General features: G+C 64.4%; 18 protein-coding genes. 6 read left to right on the top strand and 12 right to left on the bottom strand.

What is annotated here, in order from left to right; all coding sequences use genetic code 11:
* Positions 1-22 precede the first annotated feature (22 nt).
* The 4 genes from OEJ36_RS22095 to OEJ36_RS22110 form a co-directional block, all read right to left on the bottom strand.
* Positions 23-784 (bottom strand): C39 family peptidase, encoded by a 762-nt coding sequence (locus OEJ36_RS22095; RefSeq protein WP_021220332.1) that lies wholly within the window; start codon positions 782-784, stop codon positions 23-25.
* Positions 785-871: 87 nt separating this feature from the next.
* The gene (locus OEJ36_RS22100; protein WP_263403373.1) at positions 872-1,318 is read right to left on the bottom strand and encodes a DUF6160 family protein; all 447 of its coding nucleotides are present in this window, start codon (positions 1,316-1,318) and stop codon (positions 872-874) included.
* Positions 1,319-1,558: 240 nt separating this feature from the next.
* On the bottom strand, positions 1,559-4,267 hold the full coding sequence (locus OEJ36_RS22105; RefSeq protein ID WP_263403374.1) for a helix-turn-helix transcriptional regulator: 2,709 nt from the start codon (positions 4,265-4,267) through the stop codon (positions 1,559-1,561).
* Positions 4,264-6,978, bottom strand: coding sequence for a LuxR C-terminal-related transcriptional regulator (locus tag OEJ36_RS22110; RefSeq protein ID WP_263403375.1), 2,715 nt, complete (start codon positions 6,976-6,978; stop codon positions 4,264-4,266). The genes OEJ36_RS22105 and OEJ36_RS22110 overlap by 4 nt, the downstream gene beginning before the upstream one ends.
* A gap of 163 nt (positions 6,979-7,141) precedes the next feature.
* Here OEJ36_RS22110 and pabB point away from each other — a divergent pair, with 163 nt between their 5' ends.
* The gene (gene pabB / locus OEJ36_RS22115; protein WP_263403376.1) at positions 7,142-8,488 is read left to right on the top strand and encodes an aminodeoxychorismate synthase component I; all 1,347 of its coding nucleotides are present in this window, start codon (positions 7,142-7,144) and stop codon (positions 8,486-8,488) included.
* Between the two features lie 75 nt (positions 8,489-8,563).
* On the opposite strand, the gene thrH is transcribed toward pabB, so the two are convergent.
* Entirely contained in the window at positions 8,564-9,181 is a 618-nt protein-coding gene (gene thrH / locus OEJ36_RS22120) for a bifunctional phosphoserine phosphatase/homoserine phosphotransferase ThrH (RefSeq protein WP_021220337.1), read from the bottom strand.
* A gap of 190 nt (positions 9,182-9,371) precedes the next feature.
* On the opposite strand from thrH, the gene OEJ36_RS22125 reads away from it, so the two are divergent.
* Both OEJ36_RS22125 and OEJ36_RS22130 read left to right on the top strand, forming a co-directional pair.
* The gene (locus OEJ36_RS22125) at positions 9,372-10,106 is read left to right on the top strand and encodes a phosphoadenylyl-sulfate reductase (RefSeq protein ID WP_021220338.1); all 735 of its coding nucleotides are present in this window, start codon (positions 9,372-9,374) and stop codon (positions 10,104-10,106) included.
* 4 nt (positions 10,107-10,110) lie between these two features.
* The gene (locus tag OEJ36_RS22130) at positions 10,111-10,386 is read left to right on the top strand and encodes a hypothetical protein (protein ID WP_021220339.1); all 276 of its coding nucleotides are present in this window, start codon (positions 10,111-10,113) and stop codon (positions 10,384-10,386) included.
* A gap of 44 nt (positions 10,387-10,430) precedes the next feature.
* On the opposite strand, the gene cysB is transcribed toward OEJ36_RS22130, so the two are convergent.
* The 5 genes from cysB to OEJ36_RS22155 form a co-directional block, all read right to left on the bottom strand.
* Entirely contained in the window at positions 10,431-11,405 is a 975-nt protein-coding gene (gene cysB, locus OEJ36_RS22135; protein ID WP_263403377.1) for an HTH-type transcriptional regulator CysB, read from the bottom strand.
* A gap of 121 nt (positions 11,406-11,526) precedes the next feature.
* The gene (locus OEJ36_RS22140) at positions 11,527-12,027 is read right to left on the bottom strand and encodes a universal stress protein (protein ID WP_263403378.1); all 501 of its coding nucleotides are present in this window, start codon (positions 12,025-12,027) and stop codon (positions 11,527-11,529) included.
* A 43-nt stretch (positions 12,028-12,070) separates the two neighbouring features.
* On the bottom strand, positions 12,071-12,976 hold the full coding sequence (locus OEJ36_RS22145) for a 5'-nucleotidase (RefSeq protein WP_021220342.1): 906 nt from the start codon (positions 12,974-12,976) through the stop codon (positions 12,071-12,073).
* A 10-nt stretch (positions 12,977-12,986) separates the two neighbouring features.
* Complete coding sequence (locus OEJ36_RS22150; RefSeq protein WP_263403379.1) at positions 12,987-13,943, bottom strand: putative 2-dehydropantoate 2-reductase; 957 nt, start codon at positions 13,941-13,943, stop codon at positions 12,987-12,989.
* On the bottom strand, positions 13,943-14,278 hold the full coding sequence (locus OEJ36_RS22155; RefSeq protein WP_021220344.1) for a hypothetical protein: 336 nt from the start codon (positions 14,276-14,278) through the stop codon (positions 13,943-13,945). The genes OEJ36_RS22150 and OEJ36_RS22155 overlap by 1 nt, the downstream gene beginning before the upstream one ends.
* A gap of 51 nt (positions 14,279-14,329) precedes the next feature.
* On the opposite strand from OEJ36_RS22155, the gene OEJ36_RS22160 reads away from it, so the two are divergent.
* A complete protein-coding gene (locus OEJ36_RS22160; protein ID WP_021220345.1) occupies positions 14,330-14,749 on the top strand; it encodes a PilZ domain-containing protein in 420 nt (139 codons plus the stop codon).
* Between the two features lie 161 nt (positions 14,750-14,910).
* Positions 14,911-15,987 carry a 3-deoxy-7-phosphoheptulonate synthase gene (locus tag OEJ36_RS22165; RefSeq protein ID WP_263403380.1) on the top strand — a complete coding sequence of 359 codons (1,077 nt, stop codon included), beginning with the start codon at positions 14,911-14,913 and terminating at the stop codon, positions 15,985-15,987.
* Between the two features lie 59 nt (positions 15,988-16,046).
* Here the strand turns inward: OEJ36_RS22165 and OEJ36_RS22170 are convergent, their stop codons facing one another.
* Together OEJ36_RS22170 and OEJ36_RS22175 are read right to left on the bottom strand one after the other, a co-directional pair.
* Entirely contained in the window at positions 16,047-16,328 is a 282-nt protein-coding gene (locus OEJ36_RS22170; protein WP_021220347.1) for a GNAT family N-acetyltransferase, read from the bottom strand.
* Positions 16,329-16,347: 19 nt separating this feature from the next.
* On the bottom strand, positions 16,348-17,619 hold the full coding sequence (locus OEJ36_RS22175) for a hypothetical protein (RefSeq protein WP_263403381.1): 1,272 nt from the start codon (positions 17,617-17,619) through the stop codon (positions 16,348-16,350).
* Positions 17,620-18,072: 453 nt separating this feature from the next.
* Between OEJ36_RS22175 and oprI the strand changes: the two genes are divergently transcribed.
* Entirely contained in the window at positions 18,073-18,324 is a 252-nt protein-coding gene (oprI, locus tag OEJ36_RS22180; protein WP_003448337.1) for an outer membrane lipoprotei OprI, read from the top strand.
* Positions 18,325-18,445 lie beyond the last annotated feature (121 nt).

The raw sequence follows: 18,445 nt of genomic DNA on the forward strand, positions 1-18,445 counted from the left end.
ATTCTTACTTATGCGGGTTTTTTTATTTGCGTCTTATGTACTGGATGTCGCCTCCCGAGCCCAGCTGGTCGATCTGGTTCTCGGTGAATTTGGTGATCTGCGGGAACTGCTGGAACGCCAGCAGGCTGACGGTACGATCGTCCACCAGGCGCAGGTCGCGCTCGGTCAAGGCCATGGCGTTTGGCGGTTCGTTGCCTGTCGGGTAGATCACGAACAGCACGTTCCCATCCCACACCTCCTCGAACCGGGTGCGGGTGAAGCTGATGTTTCCCAGGGCGGGATCAGCGATGAACACGTGATCGTTGTAGACGTCGCGCACCACTACGAAATGCTTGAAACCACCGTAGTGAATGGGTACCAGCGCGGGGTGCTCCAGTTGGTCGAGGTCCTCGAACTCGGCCCGGAATCCTCCGCTCTTGTAGCCCAGCGCCCCCACGAAGCGTTTCATGTCCAGCAGCGAGAAACCGCGTCGTTCGACGATCTTGTCGGCCTCGCCATAACGCAACAGCCCTTCCATCACCTGGCGCTCCTCGAGGTTGCGCCCGAGGTAGTAGTCCAGCAGCCCGGTCAGCGCGGCGGAACCGCAGCTGTAGTCATAGGCCTGGCGGATGACGTTGCGGAACTGCAGCTGGCTCATGGGCTCCGGATTGACGGTCTCCCGGTAGGGACCGTTGGGCACCATGGCCTGGGTGATGTTCACGGAGCCCTTGGGCTGTGGCTTGGTGTCCACGGCCTGGGTGAACCCGAACAACCCCAGCAGACTGCCGACCAGGATCTCGATCATTGCCGTTCCGAAATGCAGGGCTTACGAAAGAAAGGCCCGCCGGCCGAAGCCGACGGGACCTTCCGCATCACAGGATGGAGCGACCTATCAGTGGCCCCAGACCTTGATGGTGGTACCGGCCAGGTTCAGGTCGCTGACGGCCAGGGAACCGATGCTGGCGGCAGAGGCGTCGCCCATGCGGATGGCACCGACGCTCAGCTCGCCAGTGATGGTCGGCAGGGTGATCTGCAGTTTGTCGCTGGCGCCGGCGGCGGAGCCACCGTCGATCACGTCAACCAGGATCGGCGCGCTGTCGGAGATGTTGAAGCCGGAGAAGGCGATGGTTTCAAGGCGCAGGCTGCCGGTGGCGCTGCCTTCCTTGTCGTTGTAAACCACGCTGCCGATGGTGCCGTTGAAGTTACCGGAGATGCTGATGCCATCCTGACCGGTAACGCTGGAAAGAGCGGAGTCATCCATGGCTTTCAGGTCGGCTTGGGCCATGAAGGGAGCAGCGAGCACAGCAGCGGCGAGAGCCAGTTGTTTGAAGCTTTTCATTGTTGTTATCTCCAAGGTTCACAGGTGGGTTGCCCCGGGGGCCTGCCGCCTACCTCCTGTCAGCGGCAGTCGGGTCGGTTTGCACCGACCTCCAGCACGAGCGCTGCTTCCCTATGCGCGCCGGTCTGGACTCGTGAAGCACTAGGCTTCTCGACCTGGTTCTCACGTTACTGAGCCCCCGCTCCGCTGCCAGCCCATCCAAGGGATGGAGGATGGCAACTTGCTGTTTTTTTAGTGGCATCAGGCCTCGCTGAGCAGGCCCAGGCTCTTGCCCTTGAGCACCGCCTGGGTGCGGCTGCGCACGCCCAGCTTGGCGAACAGGTTGTGCAGGTGCCATTTGATGGTCGCTTCCGACAGGTGCACCGCCTGGGCGATGTCCCGGTTGGACAGGCCGGCCGCGACGAAACGCAGGATTTCCCGCTCGCGGTGGCTCACATCCTGGTTCTCGTCGAAGGTTTCCGGGTCCACCGCCAGGCGCCGGCACTGCTCGCGCAGCGTCTCGGCGATGCCCTGCCAGGCCCCGGCCTTCTTGGGCTCGGCGGCACGCCAGGCTTCCCACAGCGGCAGCAGCCACAGGGCATCGTCCTGGAACAGGCGCCGGTAGCCGCGGTTCCAGGCTTCCTCGATGGTGGGCAGGAACAGGGCGAAGGCCTTGTCGCTGTTACCTTTGCGCCAGTAGGCCACGGAAAGTAACAGGGACAGGCGCAGGCGCCGGTCGCGCTGGTGCTCGGCGCCCTGGCGGGCGAGGCAGGTTTCCAGCGCGCTCTGCGCCTTCTCCGGCCGCCGCTCGGTCAGGGCCAGGCGAGCGACGGACAAGGCCAGCGCCGTATGGGCATCGGCATAGCGCGCCAGCGGCAAAGCCGCCAGGTGGCGCTCCAGCTGCAGACACACGCGCTCGGCTTCATTGGGGCGACGCAGCCACAGCAGGAACTGCACCTTGCAACCCATGCCGTGGGCGAACACCCGCTCGTAACCCGGCCCCTGGAGGCCGGCGAGCCAGTCATCCAATTGATTGAGCGCCTGCTCCGGCTCACCGGCGAAGAAGCGCGCCCGCGCCATCACCAGTTGCCCACGGCTGATCAGCTCCACCGGCGTCGCCACGTCGCGCCAGGTGGTGGCCAGGGGCAGTTCGGCGAGCACCGCCGCATGGCGATCCTGTTCGTAAAGCAGGTCGGCGTACGCCAGCACCAGCGGCCCACCCACGCGGCTGCGACGACCGAAGACCCGCTCGACGCGGCCACGGGCGATCTCGGCGATGGAGCGGCCGCGTTCCAGCTCGCCACTCTCCTTGCAGATCAGCGACTCGATCAGGCTGGTCATCACATGCAGGTATTCGCTGTCGACGATGCGCAGGCAATCCCGCGCGGTGGCGATGGATTTCGACGCGTCGCCGAACTCCCCCAGCAACGCATAGGCCGCCGCCTGCACGCAGGACAGGCTGGCGCGGAACACCGGCTGGTTGTCCGGCACCATGGCCAGCCACTGGCGGGCGACCTTGAGGCAGCTTTCCAGCTTGTCCTGGTACAGCAGCACCAGCGCCTTGAGCACCTGGGAGGCGGCCAGCAGCTCGCCGAGGCCGAAGTGAATGACCTTGCCGCGCCCCTGCAGCAGGCGGGTGCTGACCTCTTCGATCAGCGCCTCGGACTCGGCGAATTTCTGCTCGAAGGCCAGCTGCCAGGCGTAGAAGATCTGGAACACCGGGTGCTCGCGGATCACATCGGCGGGCACTTCCTTGAGCATCGAGAGGATGCCGTAGACGCGGTTGCCGGCGATCAGCCGAGCACCCTGGCGCTCCAGCAACTCGGCGGCGAAGCCGTAGTCACGGCCACGCAGGGCGTACTTGATGGCGCGGTCCGGCAGGTCGTGGCTCTCGCACCAGCGCGCGGCGGCATGCAACAGCGTGGCGCTGTCGGTGTGGCGTTGCAGGCGGCCCTGGAGGAATTCGGCGAACAGGTGGTGGTAGCGGAACCACTCGCCCTGCTCGTCCAGGGCGATGACGAAGAGCTGCTCGCGCTGCAGGCGCATCAGCATGTCCAGGCCGTCGCGGCGGCCGGTCAACGCGTTGCACAGGTCGGCGCAGAACTCATCGAGCACCGAGGTCTGGTCAAGGAACTGCTGCAGGGCCAGGGGCAGGCTGTTGACCACGTCCTCGGCCAGGTAGTCGGCGATATTGCGCTCGGTACCGGTGAGGCTGGCGAGGAAGGCCTTGCGGTCCGGGTGCCGCGCCAGGGCCAGGCTGGCCAGGTGCAGCGCGGTGATCCAGCCCTCGGTGCGGGCATGCAGCTGCTTCAGCTCGCTGCGGCTCAGCTCCAGCTCACGGACCTCGCGGAAATACGCCTCGGTTTCCTCGAGGGACAGGCGCAGGTCTTCCGCCTGCAGCGTGAAGGCCTCACCCTCGATGAACAGGCTGCGGGGGGTGAAGCGGGTGGCGCTGACCAGGTGCACGTTGCGCGGCAGGCGCTCGACCAGGTGACGGGCGCCCTGCTCCAGGCTGGCGTGGCGGATGCGATGGAAGTCGTCGAGCATCACGTAGAGCTCGCCGTCGAGGCGCTGCAGGTCACTGACGAAGGCGTCGATGATCGCCTCCACCGGCCAGTTCACCTCGCCACGCAACAACCCGGCGGTGTTGCTGCCGAAGCCCGGCTTCACCGCCTCGACCGCAGCGACCAGGTATTGCAGCAGGCGCTGGGGCTCGCTGTCGGAGTCATCGCAGGACAGCCAGGCGACCCGTGCACCGGCTTGCTGCAGCTTCTCGCGGAACAGGCTGAGCACGGTGCTCTTGCCGAATCCTGCGGGAGCGCTGAGCACCATCACACGCTGGCTGCGAGCCTCGAACAGACGGTCGATCAGGGCCTTGCGCGCCAGGCGCGGACGGCCGCCGGAATCCGGCGGGAAGAGCTTGGTACGCAGCATCGGGAAGGGCAGCGCATCGCTGGACGGGGCGTTCATGCTTCCAGCAGCCCCAGTTCCCGCGCCCGGCGTATCGCCTGGGTGCGATTGCGCACCTTGAGCTTCTCGTAGATGTTGTGCAGGTGCCATTTCACGGTCCCCAGGGCCAGCGAGAGCTGCTGGCCGATTTCCTCGTTGGAAAGTCCCTTGGCCGCCAGCAGGACCACCTCGCGTTCGCGGTCGGTGAGCCCTTCTTCCAGCACATCCTGTGACTTGCGTACGTCCTGGCCCGGCCAGATGGCCAGCAGGCTGCGAATGAACCCCTGCAGCGCGGGCTGGCGCTCGGCGGCTTCCAGTTGCTGCAGCAGCAGGCGGATGGCATCGCCCTCCTCCACGAACAGGCTGCGCACATCCTCGCGCTCGGCACTCAGCAGGCACTGCACCAGCAGGCTCTGGGCCCGTTCCTGGTAGCCCAAGCGCTGGTAGCTGAGGGCGGCCAGCAGGTCGAGGCGCAGGCGCTGCAGGCCATGCCAGCCGGGTTGCAGCTGGGCACGCAGCTGGTTGATCTCGTGCAGCGCCTCGCTGTAATGCCCACGCGCCTGCTGCAGGCGCACGCGGATCAGCCCCTGGGTCCAGAGCACCGGGTTGAACCCGCGCTTGGCGTAGTCGGCGGCGAGCTTGGTCCAGTCCACCGCCTTCAGGCGCAGCTCGGCCCGCTTGATGCGGTCGGTCGCCGGCTCCTGGAGGATCAGGGTCACCTCGTCGGCCACCGCCTGCACGTAGAAGCGCCAGGAGTGGTTGCGCGCCGCCAGGTTCTGCATCAGCACCAGGCTGGCCAGGGCTTCCTTGGGCTTGTCCTGCATGCGCTGGATACGCGCGAGGAAGAGCATGCCCTGGGCATAGATATCGATGGGCTTGATCACGTCCACATGGTTGAGCGCCCAGCGCAGGCGCTCTTCCAGGCCATCCAGGCGCCCCTGCTGGTAGGCGATCAGCGATTCGATGATCACCGGCAGGGCCAGGGCCCGGGACTTCTCGCCGAACAGCGGCATCAACTGGGCGCGCATCTGCTCGTGCAGCAGCTGGGCCTGCTTGACCTGGCCCTGCTCCAGGGAGAGAAGCACCTCCACGTTGCCCAGTTGCATGTCGAGGTAGCGCCCTTCGAGGAAGTGGTTGCGTTGCTGCGCCAGGGCCAGCAGGCGCCGTGCCTGTTCGGGCTGGGCGAGGATCACCAGGGCCAGGGCGCCGATCACCAGCATGGCCACTTCGAGGAAGGCCTCGTGCTGGCCGAGCAGGCCCTCCACCTTGCGCGCCAGGCTCACGCAGAGGTCGAGGTCGTCCTTCTGCAACGCGATGGCAGCCTTCACCGCCAGCGCGGCCAGGTACTTGTCGCTCAGCGGCGCCTGGGCGCCGGTGCCGCCCCAGCGCGCCAGTAGCTCGTCGAGCATCTGGTTGGCTTCGGGCAGGGCCAGCTCGGTGGCGCGGTTCCACACATCGGCGAGGATCAGCGTCGGGTAGCGCTCGGCGATGTCGTCGGGCACGAACTGGCGCCAGCGGTAGATCTGGTTCAGCTGGCCACGGTTGATCAGCTCCAGGCCGCAACCGTCCACCAGCGCGGCGAGCATTTCCGGGTCTTCGGCCAGGCAGGCGTGCTCGATGGCGAGGTTCTGCATGTGGTGGTTGGTGAACCACAGGCTGGCATTGAAGTGCAGCTGCTTGAAGCGTTCCGGCTCCTGGGCCACCAGGCGGGCCCGGAGGAAGTCGGCGAACAGGTGATGGAAGCGGTACCACTGGCGCTCGCGGTCCAGGGGCAGGAGGAACAGCTGCATGGTTTCCAGTTGCTCCAGCAGGGCCTGGCCGTCGTTGCGCCCGGTCAGGGCGTTGGCCAGGTCGCCGCTCAGCTGGCTGGCGATGCCGAGGGCCAGCAGGGCGTCCTGCAGGTCCGCCGGCAACTGCTCGAAAACGGTGGTCAGCAGGTAGTCGCCCACGGCCGCCTGGTCGCCGCCCATGGCCAGCACCTGGTCGGAAGCCTGGGGCTGGTGGCGCAGCCAGAGGCTGGCGAGGTGCACGCCGATCAGCCAGCCTTCGGTCTGGCTGTGCAGCGCGGCGAGGGTCGCCTCGTCCAGCTCCAGGCCGCTGCGGTCCAGGTAGTCACGGGTCTCGTCCTCGGTCAGGCGCAGCTCATCCAGCCCGACTTCCAGCAACCAGCCCTTGGCACGCAGGGTGGCGAGGTTCATCGGTGGCAGGGAGCGGCTGCCGATGGCCAGGGTGAAGTGGGCCGGCGCCATCTTCACCAGGCGACCGAGGGCGGTGAATATCTCCGCGTCGCTGAGCAGGTGCAGGTCGTCCAGCACCAGCAGCAGCGGCCCTTCCAGGGCGGTCAGTTCCACCAGCAGACTTTCCAGCACGGCAGCGACCGGCACCTGCATGGTGTTCTGCAGGAAGCCGGCAGCATGGGCACCGATGCCGGGCACGGCGGCGCCCAGGGTCTTGATCAGTTGCTGGAAGAAGCGCGAGGGGTTGTCATCCTCGCTGCCGAGGGAGAACCAGGCGACAGCGGAACCGGCCTCACGCCGTTGTTCTGCGAGGGTCGCCAGGGCGGTGGTCTTGCCAAAGCCTGCGGGCGCCGAGAACAGCAAAAGGCGCGCGTGAGGGTGTGCAGCCAGGACCGCCTGCACCTGCGGTCGTGGCAAATAGTCGGCAGACGCTTGGGGCGTCATCAGTTTTGAGCGCAGTAGGCTGCCGGCTGCGGGGTCGAGAACTGCATCCACGGCCTGTATCCCTGTATCTTTATCGTTGTGGGACGGGGATATAACCCCGCGGGATTTATCCATAATTATCAGAATGCATTTCCTGCGTAAACTTAAGAAACGGCTCTAGGATCGACAATTTAGGCGGTCTAGAATCCTCACTCGCGCCCTCTTTGCGTCCATCATGCCCAACTGCCTCTTACACCCTCTGCCCTACCACGAACACCCGGGACAGCGTTTCGCCCTCGTCCGCCATGCACCCGGAGCGGTGCTGCTCGACGCCGGCCGGCCCATTGCCAGTCGTGGACGCTATGACCTATTCAGCGCCTGGCCATTGGCAGAACTGGCGCCGGGACCCGACGAATCGGCCAACGACTTTATTTGCCGCCTTCGCGGGACCTTGCAGCAGCTGGGCCCGGCGGATTCCCCCGATACCGTGGAACTGCCATTCACGGGCGGATTGATGGGATATTTTTCCTATGACTTCGGTCGCCGGCTGGAACAACTGCCCGAGCAGGCCCTGGATGACCGCCACCTGCCGGACGCCCAACTCGGCCTCTATGCCTGGGCCCTGGTCAGCGACCATCAGCACCGTACCAGCCAGCTGGTATTCCACCCGAGCCTCGCCGAAAGCGAGCGACTGCGACTGATAGACCTGTTCGAGCGTGCGGAAAATCCCGACAACGTCGAGGAATTTCGCCTTAGCCGCGCCTTTCAGGCCGATCTGTCGCAAACGGCTTACAGAACGGCCATCGAACGTATTCAGTCGTACATCGCCGCCGGCGACTGCTACCAGGTGAACTTCGCCCAGCGCTTCCAGGCGCCCTGCCAAGGCGACCCCTGGGCAGCCTACCTGGCGCTGCGCGAGGCCTGCTCCACGCCCTTCTCCGCCTACCAGGCCCTGGCCGGTGGCGGCGCCATCCTCAGCCTCTCGCCGGAGCGCTTCATCAAGCTGAGCAAGGGCCAGGTGGAAACCCGCCCGATCAAGGGCACCCGCCCACGGGGCCGCACGCCGGAAGAGGACGCCGAACAGGCCGCAGAGCTGCTGGCGAGCCCCAAGGACCGGGCGGAAAACCTCATGATCGTCGACCTGCTGCGCAATGACCTCGGACGCAGCTGCGCCACCGGCAGCGTCAAGGTGCCCGAGCTGTTCGCCCTGGAGAGCTACCCCAACGTGCACCACCTGGTCAGCGCCGTGAGCGGCACCCTGGCCGCGGGCAAGGACGCGCTGGACCTGCTGCTCGGCAGCTTCCCCGGCGGCTCCATCACCGGCGCACCGAAGATCCGCGCCATGCAGATCATCGACGAGCTGGAGCCAACCCGTCGCACCATCTACTGCGGCTCGCTGGCCTACCTCGACGTGCGCGGGGAGATGGACAGCTCCATCGCCATCCGCACCCTGCTGGTGAAGGACGGCGTGGCCAGTTGCTGGGGCGGTGGCGGCATCGTCGCCGACTCCCGCTGGGAGGACGAGTACCGCGAATCCATCACCAAGGTGCAGGTGCTGCTGCGCACCCTGGAAGGCTTGTAGGGGCTCCATTCGCCCAGCGCCATGCAGGCGCAGAAACGAAAAAGCCCGCTTTCGCGGGCTTTTTCATGGCTGGGCTCAGAGGCTCAGCTGGCGATCGGACGCCTTGAGGAACTCGCGTTTGAGGTCCTCGTAGGTGTGCACCGCCGGGAACTGCGGGAACTCGCGGATCACGTTTTCCGGGGCATGGAACAGGATGCCGGCGTGGGCCTCGGCGAGCATGGTGGTGTCGTTGTAGGAGTCGCCAGCAGCGATCACACGGTAGTAGAGGCTCTTGAAGGCGATCACCGACTGGCGCTTCGGGTCCTTCTGGCGCAGCTGGTAGCCCACGACACGGTCGGTGTCGTCGGTGATCAGCTTGTGGCACAGCAGGGCCGGGAAGCCGAGCTGGCGCATCAGCGGCTGGGAGAACTCGTAGAAGGTGTCGGAGAGGATCACCACCTGGAAGCGCTCGCGCAGCCAGTCGACGAACTCCACCGCGCCTTCCAGCGGCTTGAGGGTGGCGATCACTTCTTGGATGTCGGACAGCTTGAGGCCGTGCTCATCGAGGATGCGCAGGCGCTGCTTCATCAGCACGTCATAGTCGGGAATATCGCGGGTCGTGGCCTTGAGCGCGTCGATTCCAGTTTTTTCGGCGAAGGCGATCCAGATTTCCGGAACCAGCACACCTTCCAGGTCGAGACAGGCGATTTCCACGAGACATTCCTCGGTTATTGGTTTGTTGGGGAGGCGGCACTCTAGCTTTTCACCCGCAGCCACGCAACGCGGCGCTTATACCCAAACAGGGCAGTTGCCCTTCCTTATGGTTATTTAGGCGCATAAGTTGCTTTTGCTACCATCCGCGCCATAGAGCGCGTAGCGCCATTTCAACTAGGAAAACCGCCTGATGAGCCAACCCTTCGACGTCGCCGAGATCGCCGCGGCCTACGCCAGCAAATCCCCCCAGGACATCCTCAAGCTCGCCTTCGAACACTTCGGCGACGACCTGTGGTTGTCCTTCAGCGGTGCCGAGGACGTGGTGCTGGTGGACATGGCCTGGAAGCTCAACAAGAACGTCAAGGTGTTCAGCCTGGATACCGGTCGCCTGCACCCGGAAACCTACCGCTTCATCGAGAAGGTCCGCGAGCACTACGGCATCGCCATCGAACTGCTCTCCCCCGACGCCACCAAGCTGGAGCCCTTCGTTCGCGAGAAGGGTCTGTTCAGCTTCTACAAGGACGGCCACGAGGAGTGCTGCGGCATCCGCAAGATCGAGCCGCTGCGGCGCAAGCTGTCCACCGTGCGTGCCTGGGCCACCGGCCAGCGCCGCGACCAGAGCCCCGGCACCCGCAGCAAGGTGGCGGCGGTGGAACTGGACGGAGCCTTCTCCACGCCCGACAACCCGCTGTACAAGTTCAACCCCCTGGCGCAGATGCCCAGCGACGAAGTCTGGGCTTACATCCGCATGCTGGAGATCCCCTACAACCCGCTGCACGAGCGCGGTTTCATCAGCATCGGCTGCGAGCCCTGCACCCGCCCCGTGCTGCCCAACCAGCACGAGCGCGAAGGCCGCTGGTGGTGGGAAGAAGCCACGCAGAAGGAATGCGGGCTGCACGCCGGCAACCTGATCGCGAAGAACTGAGCCGATGAAGATCACCCTGGTGAAGAAGGTCCTGGCCGATGGCGAGGACTGCGACAAGTGCAAGGATGTGCAGCGCCTGCTGGAACGTGGCGGCTACATGGGGCGCATCGACCGGGTGATGGTGGCCGACGAGCGCAACCCGGCCAGCAGCGGCTGGATGGTCGCCCAGCACTACGGCATCGACACCGCGCCCTTCTTCGTGGTACGCCGCGACGACGGCAGCGAGCAGGTCTACACCGTGTTCCACGAGTTCCTGCACCAGGTACTCGAAGCAGAATGAAAAAAGCCCGGCAGATGCCGGGCTCTTCGTTTGCGGGCGTCGACTCAGTAGGTCGGCAGCTCGACGTCGTGGAACAGGTCATCCAGTTCGGCCTTGTTGTGGCACTGCACCGCCTTGGCCAGCATGTCGCGGGTCAGGTGCGGGGCGAACTTCTCGATGAAGTCGCACATGAAGCCGCGCAGGAAGGTGCCGCGACGGAAGCCGATCTTGGTCACGCTGGATTCGAACAGCTCGCTGGCATCCAGCACCACGAGGTCGCTGTCGAGCTTGGGGTCCACCGCCATCTTGGCGACGATGCCCACGCCAAGGCCCAGGCGCACATAGGTCTTGATCACGTCGGCGTCGGCCGCAGTGAACACCACCTTCGGCGTCAGGCCGCGGTGGCTGAAGGCTTCGTCCAGCTTCGAACGGCCGGTGAAACCGAACACGTAGGTGACGATGGGGTGCTCGGCGAGCGCTTCCAGGGTCAGCTTCGGCAGCTTGGTCAGCGGGTGGCCCTGGGGCACGATCACGCAGCGGTTCCAGCGGTAGCAGGGCATCATCACCAGGTCACCGAACAGCTCCAGAGCCTCGGTGGCGATGGCGAAGTCGACGGTGCCGTCGGCGGCCATCTCGGCGATCTGCATCGGCGTGCCCTGGTGCATGTGCAGCGCCACGTCCGGGTACTGGCGAATGAAGTTGCTGATCACCGGCGGCAACGCGTAACGCGCCTGGGTGTGGGTGGTGGCGATGGACAGGGTGCCCTTCTTCTCGTTGGAGAATTCCTGGGCGATCTGCTTGATGCTTTCCACCTTGCGCAGGATTTCCCCGGCGGTGGTGATGATGCGCTCGCCCGCAGGCGTCACGCGGGTGAGGTGCTTGCCGCTGCGGGCGAATACTTCGACGCCCAGTTCATCCTCGAGCAGGCGGATCTGCTTGCTGATACCCGGTTGCGAGGTGTACAGGCTTTGCGCGGTGGCCGACACGTTGAGGTCGTGGTGCGCCACTTCCCAGATGTAGCGCAGTTGCTGAAGCTTCATAGATGTCCCTCAAAGCAAATGACGACGCAATGGATGGTCAGCGACGTTTATAACCATATTAATGGTTTGATGGATAAAACTAGACGTTTTTTTCAGTTTTGCACGTCATTCGTAATCGCCGTCACAGCTCTCCCCTGCCCCGGTGCTGCAGCATGGGCACCAGGTACACCGGCACATCGGATAACTGCACCAGGCGCGCCGACGTCCGCCCCAGGGGCGTATCGAGCGCAGCGCCATGGCTATGACTGCCTACGACCAGCAAATCCACCCCGAGTTTCTGCGCCTCCTCGAGAATCACCTGGGCCGGGTCGCCCTGCACCACGCGCACCGCGCGGATCATCCCCAGTTCGCTCTGGGCGTCGCCCATCTCGTCACGGAAGCCCTCGAGCACGCGCTGTTCGATGCTGGCCATGACGGTGCCCAGGCCCTTGCTACGCAGCTCGGCCAGGCGCTCTTCATCCAGGTAGGTCTGCAGGACCGACTCGGCGAACAGCCCGAGGGGCTCCACCGCGTGCACCACGTAAAGCTCAGCCTGGTAGACCCGGGCGAGCGAAAGCGCGTGCTGCAGCACGTAGGGGGCGTAGAGGCCGAGGTCGGTGGCGTAGAGAATCGAACGGATCATGAGGCCTCCTACTGCCTGGGTGGCGGGCCTCGTCTCAGCTTAGTCAGATCTGCGGTTCGTTGCTTACACCGTGCGGCACATGGCCCGTAGCGACCACTTCGCGGGCTTTCTCGCAATGCCCGGCCTGGTCGTCGAAGAACACGTCGGCGCCGAAGGCATCGAGGATCGAGGACTTTTCCAGCCCACCGAGAAAGAAGGATTCATCAAGGCGGATGTCCCATTCGCGCAGGGTGCGGATCACCCGCTCATGGGCCGGCGCCGAGCGCGCAGTGACCAGGGCCGTGCGGATGGGACAGGCGTCGGCGGGGAACTCCTGCTGCAGGCGGTTGAGCGCCGAGAGGAAGGGCTTGAAGGGGCCGCCGTCCAGCGGCGTCAGCGCAGCCTCGCGCTCATAGGCCTGGAAGGCTTCGAGCCCGCCGCGCTGGTAGACGCGCTCGGAGTCGTCGGAAAACAGCACCGCATCACCGTCGAAGGCGATGCGCAGTTCGTTGCTGGCGGCCCGGCGCGGACCGCCGGACAGGATGGTCGCCGAGGCGAAGCCGCTTTGCAGTGCAGCGCGCACGTCGTCCACATGGGTGGAGAGGAACAGGTGGCAACCGAACGCCTTGAGATAAGGCCCCGGGCTGCGGCCACCGGAGAAGGCCGCGCGGGAGATGGCCAGGCCATGCTGCTGGATCGAGTTGAAGGCGCGCAGCCCGGTATCGGCGCTGTTGCGCGACACCAGGATCACCTCGACCCGCGCCTGCCCCAACTCGCTGTTGAGGCCGAGCAGTTTCTGCACAAGGGGGAAGGCGTCGCCCTGCTCGAGCACTTCGTCCTCGTGCTCGATCTGATACTGGCGGTAGGCTTCGATGCCTTCGGCCTCGTACACCCGGTGGCTTTCATTGAGGTCGAACAGCGCCCGCGAGGAAATCGCCAGCACCAGTTTGTCCGCCAGTCCTCCCGCCATACCCCTCTCCTTATTGCTGGTTGCGCGCGTCGATGAAACGCAGGGCCTGGTACAGCGCGCGGATGCGCGGCAATTCCTTGCCGACCGCAGCGGCCGCTGCCAGGGGGGCAGCATAGATGGCCTCCAGCTCCAGCGGCCGGCGTTGGGCGAAGTCGTGGTACATGCTGGGCAGGTAGTCGGGCATGCGGTCGGTGGAGGCCAACAGCTTGCCGGCGAACCCTTCCGGCAGGCTGTGGCCACAGGCCAGTGCGCCCTCCACCACTTCCTGCATGATCGCCTGAATCAGCTCGCGGGCGTCGGCGTTGCGCATCAAGGCCGTGGTGCCGGCGTCGAGCAGGACCGAAAGGCCGTTGTAGGGGACGTTCCACACCAGCTTCTGCCAGCGCGCCTGGTCGAGGTTGGGCATGCCGGTGGAGTCCAGCCCCGCCGCGCGGAACAGCCCGACGCCCTCCTCCAGCAGCGCCTGGCGCGCGCCATCATCGCTGGCCGGGCCGGAGTGGTAGCCGAGGTTCACCGCCCCCAGGGACTGGTGCTCGATGACCCCCGGTGCATCGCGGTGGACGCAGATGTAGCAGAGCCCGCCCAGCAGGTGCAGCGAATCCGGCAGCAGCGGGCGCAGCGCGTCCTCGACGGCCAGGCCGTTCTGCAGCAACACCACCTTGGCGCCCGGAGCTGCGGCACGGGCGATCAGCGGCGCCAGATCGGCGTTGCTGGTGGTCTTGGCGCCCACCAGCAGCCAGTCGCAGGGCGGCATCTCGGCCACGTCGCGGTAGGCCTGCACGGGGTTCAGGGTCAGGGCGCCGTGCACAGCGCTGTTGAGCTGCAGGCCATTGGCACGCACGGCCTCGTACTCGCTGCGCAGCAGGAAGTGCACGTCGAAGCCCGCGCGGGCCAGCAGCAAGCCGTAGAAGCCGCCGATGGCACCGGTACCGATGATGCCGATGCGCGGTTGCTGGGTTTGGGTCATCAGGGAAGCTCCTCTGCCTGGCGGGCCAGGGCCTCGTCCAGGTTGCGGTTCAGGTCGTCGCCCTGCAGCGTGCTGCGCAGGGCGCCAAGAAATTGTCCATCCCGCACCACGAACAGTGCAGGCAGGTGGAATACCTCGTAGCGTTGCACCAGGCCACCATTATTGCCGGCGTCTATCCAGCACAATCTGTCGATGCCCAGGGGCATCTGCGACAGATGGCGCCGCGCCCAGCGGCAACTGGCACAACCTATGCTGGTGAATATCACCAGGGAGGTGCCCGGCAGGCCCAGCAGTTGCTGGTCCGCATCGAAATCAGTCAGTTCCAGTTCGCGCACTATACTGCCCCTAAGAGATGCCAGAATAATGGCATCCGGAGTTCACAAAAAATGCGTCGATTCCTGCGTCACCCCAGCGATCTGCCTGTAGAGCTGGTACTGCGCAAGCACAGCTTCCTGCCGCGACAGCGGCTGCACAATATCAGCCTCGGCGGCGTTGCCTGCAACTCGCTGCGGGGCTTTCGCAAGGGCACCGCGATCGAGCTGCGCATCCCCCTGCTGGGCGACGAGGCGCGCTATGCCGGCATCGTCGCCTGGTGCCGCAAGCAGCCCGACGACTACCTGGTGGGCATCTGCTTCACCGACGAGGAAACCCTGTTCCGCGCCCGCATGGTCGAGCAGGTCTGCCAGATCGAGGTCTACCGCAAGCAGCGCGAGCTGGAGGCCGGTGAGGAACTGCCGATCGAGCGCATCGCCCAGGAATGGATCGCCCGACACGCCGCCGAGTTCTCCGCTGCCAGCCTGAACTGAGCATTTTCCGCCTATTTGCTCCCTTCGCGCCATTGTCGAGCCAGCGTGTAACGCGTTAAGGTTCCGCGTCCCCGACGCGCACTCAAATGCCGTGCCCCGCCGCTCCGGGATGGCTGGCGGCCCGCACCTGTGACCTGACGACTGACCTGATGACTAGCACGATGGCTGATTTACCGATCGACGACCTTAACGTTGCCTCCAACGAGACCCTGATCACGCCGGAGCAACTGAAACGCGAGATTCCGCTCACCGACGCCGCATTGCACACCGTCGCCCATGGCCGCGAAGTGGTGCGCAACATCCTCGATGGCAAGGATCATCGCCTGTTCGTGGTGGTCGGCCCCTGCTCGATCCACGACATCAAGGCCGCACACGAATACGCCGATCGCCTCAAGGGCCTGGCTGCCGAGGTCTCCGACACGCTGTTCCTGGTCATGCGCGTGTACTTCGAGAAGCCGCGCACCACCGTCGGCTGGAAAGGCCTGATCAACGACCCGTACCTGGACGACTCCTTCAAGATCCAGGATGGCCTGCACATCGGTCGCCAACTGCTGCGTGACCTGGCCGAGAAAGGCCTGCCCACCGCCACCGAGGCGCTGGACCCGATCTCCCCGCAGTACCTGCAGGACCTGATCAGCTGGTCCGCCATCGGCGCCCGCACCACCGAATCCCAGACCCACCGCGAGATGGCCTCGGGCCTGTCTTCGGCGGTCGGCTTCAAGAACGGCACCGACGGCAGCCTGACCGTGGCGATCAACGCCCTGCAATCGGTCTCCAGCCCGCACCGCTTCCTCGGCATCAACCAGGAAGGTGGCGTCTCCATCGTCACCACCAAGGGCAACGCCTATGGCCATGTCGTGCTGCGCGGCGGCAACGGCAAGCCCAACTACGACTCGGTGAGCGTTGCCATTTGTGAGCAGGAACTGACCAAAGCCGGCATCAAGCCGAACATCATGGTCGACTGCAGCCACGCCAACTCCAACAAGGACCCGGCCTTGCAGCCGCTGGTGATGGACAACGTCGCCAACCAGATCCTCGAAGGCAACGGCTCCATCGTCGGCCTGATGGTGGAAAGCCACCTCGGCTGGGGCAGCCAGTCCATTCCCAAGGACCTGAACCAGCTGAAGTACGGCGTATCGGTCACCGATGCCTGCATCGACTGGGAAGCCACCGAGAAGACCCTGCGCAGCATGCACGCCAAACTCAAGGACGTGCTGCCCAAGCGCCAGCGCGGCTGATCGATCGTGCAATGAAAAACGCCGGGCATCTGCCCGGCGTTTTCGTTTCAGCTTCCAGCTCAGCCCTTGGGGGCGTGACGCTGGCGACGCTCGATGTAGCGCTCCACATAGGAGCAGGAGGGGATCACCGTATAGCCCTGGTCTTCAGCGAAGCCCAGTGCGCGCTCGGTGAGCGCCGCGGCGATGCCCCTGCCACGCAGCGCGTTCGGCACGAAGGTGCGATAGATGTCCAATGTCTGTTTGCCCAGGTCCATGTAGGCAAGGTAAGCACGATGACCGTCCACGGTGGTCTCGAACTGATGACCTGCCTGGTCATGGTGGATGGACAGCGCCTCGCTCATCGCAACTCCTCAGGGGGTTTTAGAACAACACCCGTACCTTATCTATCTTTTCCAGCCGAAGAAACATTTCGGCGGAGCCGGAGCCAAATTGGACACTCAGGAAAGCCTTACCGTTCTCCACCTTATGTAATACACCCTGGTAATAGGCGCCATCGAAGGTGATGAACTGCAGTCGCTTGCCCGCGTAGTCCTGCAGGCTGGATACCTTGACGAACTCGTACTTCGGCAAGGCACCTGGGGCGTCGGTATTTTCCGACGTTACCGAGACCATCTCGTTAACCCCCATCTCGGGACGCTTGCCCGGGTCGACCCAGGCGAAGGCGATCGGCTGCACCGCCTGCTGGTTGACCAGCAGCACCGGACGCAGCATGCCGACCACATCCTTGGGCTCGAAGAACTGCAGGCCGTCCCAGCTCATGCCCTCGGTCGGGGTCAGCTCGACGCGCAGCGACTGCGGGTCCTTCAGGTAGCGCCCGTAGGCATCCAGCAGCGGCTGCTCGAGGGCGATCTTCTGCGCACGCAGCACGCGATCGAGCTGCTCCACGGCGGTCTTCAGATAGACATCGGCGGGCTGGCCCAGTTTACCGGCGCAGTATTCCTGTACCTTGCGCTGGTACTGGTTGTCGTTGAGTTCGAAGACGACGCTGGACAGGCGCGGCGGGTTGACCCGCAGGTCGCCCGGCTTCTCGGACATGTTCGACAGCGCCATGCTGACGCGGGTCTCGCCCATGTCACGGGTATCGGACGTGAGGTTGAAGGTCAGCTTCTGCGCGCCGGGCTCGAACAGGTAGGAGAACTCGGCGTCGGTCTCGAAGGTGCGGTAGCCCATGTCCAGCAGCTCATTGGTGCCGATATGGTTGATCTTGCCGCACGCCACTTCGCTCATCGCGGTGAAGATGCTGCGTTCGGTCGGCGCATCGTAGAGCTGCTGCATGAAGGGACCATGCACTTCCAGCATCAGGCCCTTCAGGCGCATGGCCATCTGTTTCGGGAACTTGCCCTCGTCCAGGCGCTCCTTGAAGCTGAGCAGCTCGCGCAGGCCATTGAACTTCAGCTCGGCATGGGTCACCTGCACGCTGTCGCCAAGCGCAGGGACGCGGACCTTGAGGTTCTCCAGGCCGACGCGACCGTCGAAGGACGACGTGATGCCGCCGTAGCTGATGTCCATGATCGGCGAAAGCTGCTGGATCGCGTCATTCATGATCGACCTGACCGAAAGGTACAGGGACAGTTTGATGATTAACGCCAGCGCGAGCGCCGCGAGCACCACCCACTTAAGTAGTCTTGCCATTACGCCGTCCTTGATGTCCTGGAATGCGGGATGAAAACCGGCGCAGCTTATCAGTGCGCTCATGGGCCATCCACGGCATTTCCCACAATATGAAGAACCAGTTCACTGTAACGAACGGGAAGTTGTGGTCTTTACATCCGCGCACAGCAGCAAACATGCAAAAACGACCGACGCCTGTCATTTCTCGACAAACAGCCCCACTCAACCAGGCCGGGGCCGGCAGGGTATTTCCGTCATCTTCGGCTAAACTTTGAACTTCGCCTGCTCACGGACTATCCAACTGGATGCTTTTTGAACAGGCACCGTCGGAAATGGCTGGGAAGGTGAAAAAAAACACCCCTCCTTGCACCTCGTCAGTTTACTTACTACAAGTTATGGGTAGTATGTACGCCGGCTAATTTCCCAAGCTCGGGGAATTGCTTTTATGGAAATGTCCACCTTAAGGGGAACACGATGAACAACGTTCTGAAATTCTCTGCTCTGGCTCTGGCAGCAGTTCTGGCCACCGGTTGCAGCAGCGTCTCCAAAGAAACCGAAGCCCGTCTGACTGCAACTGAAGATGCAGCCGCTCGCGCTCAAGCCCGTGCCGATGAAGCCTACCGCAAGGCTGACGAAGCTCTGGCCGCCGCTCAGAAAGCCCAGCAAACTGCTGACGAGGCTAACGAGCGCGCTCTGCGTATGCTGGAAAAAGCCAGCCGCAAGTAATAGCCCACAAGGCTTTTACACGAACCGACCCAGTTCACTGGGTCGGTTTTTTTATGCCTGCGATTCCACCCCGGCACATTTCCACAGGCATGAAAAAGCCCGCCGCCTCATAAGGGCAGGC

The sequence above is a fragment of the Pseudomonas sp. PDM13 genome, assembly GCF_025685765.1.
Lineage (GTDB): Bacteria > Pseudomonadota > Gammaproteobacteria > Pseudomonadales > Pseudomonadaceae > Metapseudomonas > Metapseudomonas solani.

Excerpts from the sequence above, each read along its gene's own strand:
- OEJ36_RS22160 (WP_021220345.1), top strand. The coding sequence starts at position 14,330 with ATGCGTCGATTCCTGCGTCACCCCAGCGATCTGCCTGTAGAGCTGGTA.
- OEJ36_RS22165 (WP_263403380.1), top strand. The coding sequence starts at position 14,911 with ATGGCTGATTTACCGATCGACGACCTTAACGTTGCCTCCAACGAGACC.
- OEJ36_RS22125 (WP_021220338.1), top strand. The coding sequence starts at position 9,372 with ATGAGCCAACCCTTCGACGTCGCCGAGATCGCCGCGGCCTACGCCAGC.
- OEJ36_RS22105 (WP_263403374.1), bottom strand. The coding sequence starts at position 4,267 with ATGAACGCCCCGTCCAGCGATGCGCTGCCCTTCCCGATGCTGCGTACC.
- OEJ36_RS22145 (WP_021220342.1), bottom strand. The coding sequence starts at position 12,976 with ATGGCGGGAGGACTGGCGGACAAACTGGTGCTGGCGATTTCCTCGCGG.
- OEJ36_RS22150 (WP_263403379.1), bottom strand. The coding sequence starts at position 13,943 with ATGACCCAAACCCAGCAACCGCGCATCGGCATCATCGGTACCGGTGCC.
- OEJ36_RS22175 (WP_263403381.1), bottom strand. The coding sequence starts at position 17,619 with ATGGCAAGACTACTTAAGTGGGTGGTGCTCGCGGCGCTCGCGCTGGCG.
- OEJ36_RS22130 (WP_021220339.1), top strand. The coding sequence starts at position 10,111 with ATGAAGATCACCCTGGTGAAGAAGGTCCTGGCCGATGGCGAGGACTGC.
- OEJ36_RS22100 (WP_263403373.1), bottom strand. The coding sequence starts at position 1,318 with ATGAAAAGCTTCAAACAACTGGCTCTCGCCGCTGCTGTGCTCGCTGCT.
- cysB (WP_263403377.1), bottom strand. The coding sequence starts at position 11,405 with ATGAAGCTTCAGCAACTGCGCTACATCTGGGAAGTGGCGCACCACGAC.
- pabB (WP_263403376.1), top strand. The coding sequence starts at position 7,142 with ATGCCCAACTGCCTCTTACACCCTCTGCCCTACCACGAACACCCGGGA.
- OEJ36_RS22095 (WP_021220332.1), bottom strand. The coding sequence starts at position 784 with ATGATCGAGATCCTGGTCGGCAGTCTGCTGGGGTTGTTCGGGTTCACC.
- OEJ36_RS22140 (WP_263403378.1), bottom strand. The coding sequence starts at position 12,027 with ATGATCCGTTCGATTCTCTACGCCACCGACCTCGGCCTCTACGCCCCC.
- oprI (WP_003448337.1), top strand. The coding sequence starts at position 18,073 with ATGAACAACGTTCTGAAATTCTCTGCTCTGGCTCTGGCAGCAGTTCTG.
- OEJ36_RS22170 (WP_021220347.1), bottom strand. The coding sequence starts at position 16,328 with ATGAGCGAGGCGCTGTCCATCCACCATGACCAGGCAGGTCATCAGTTC.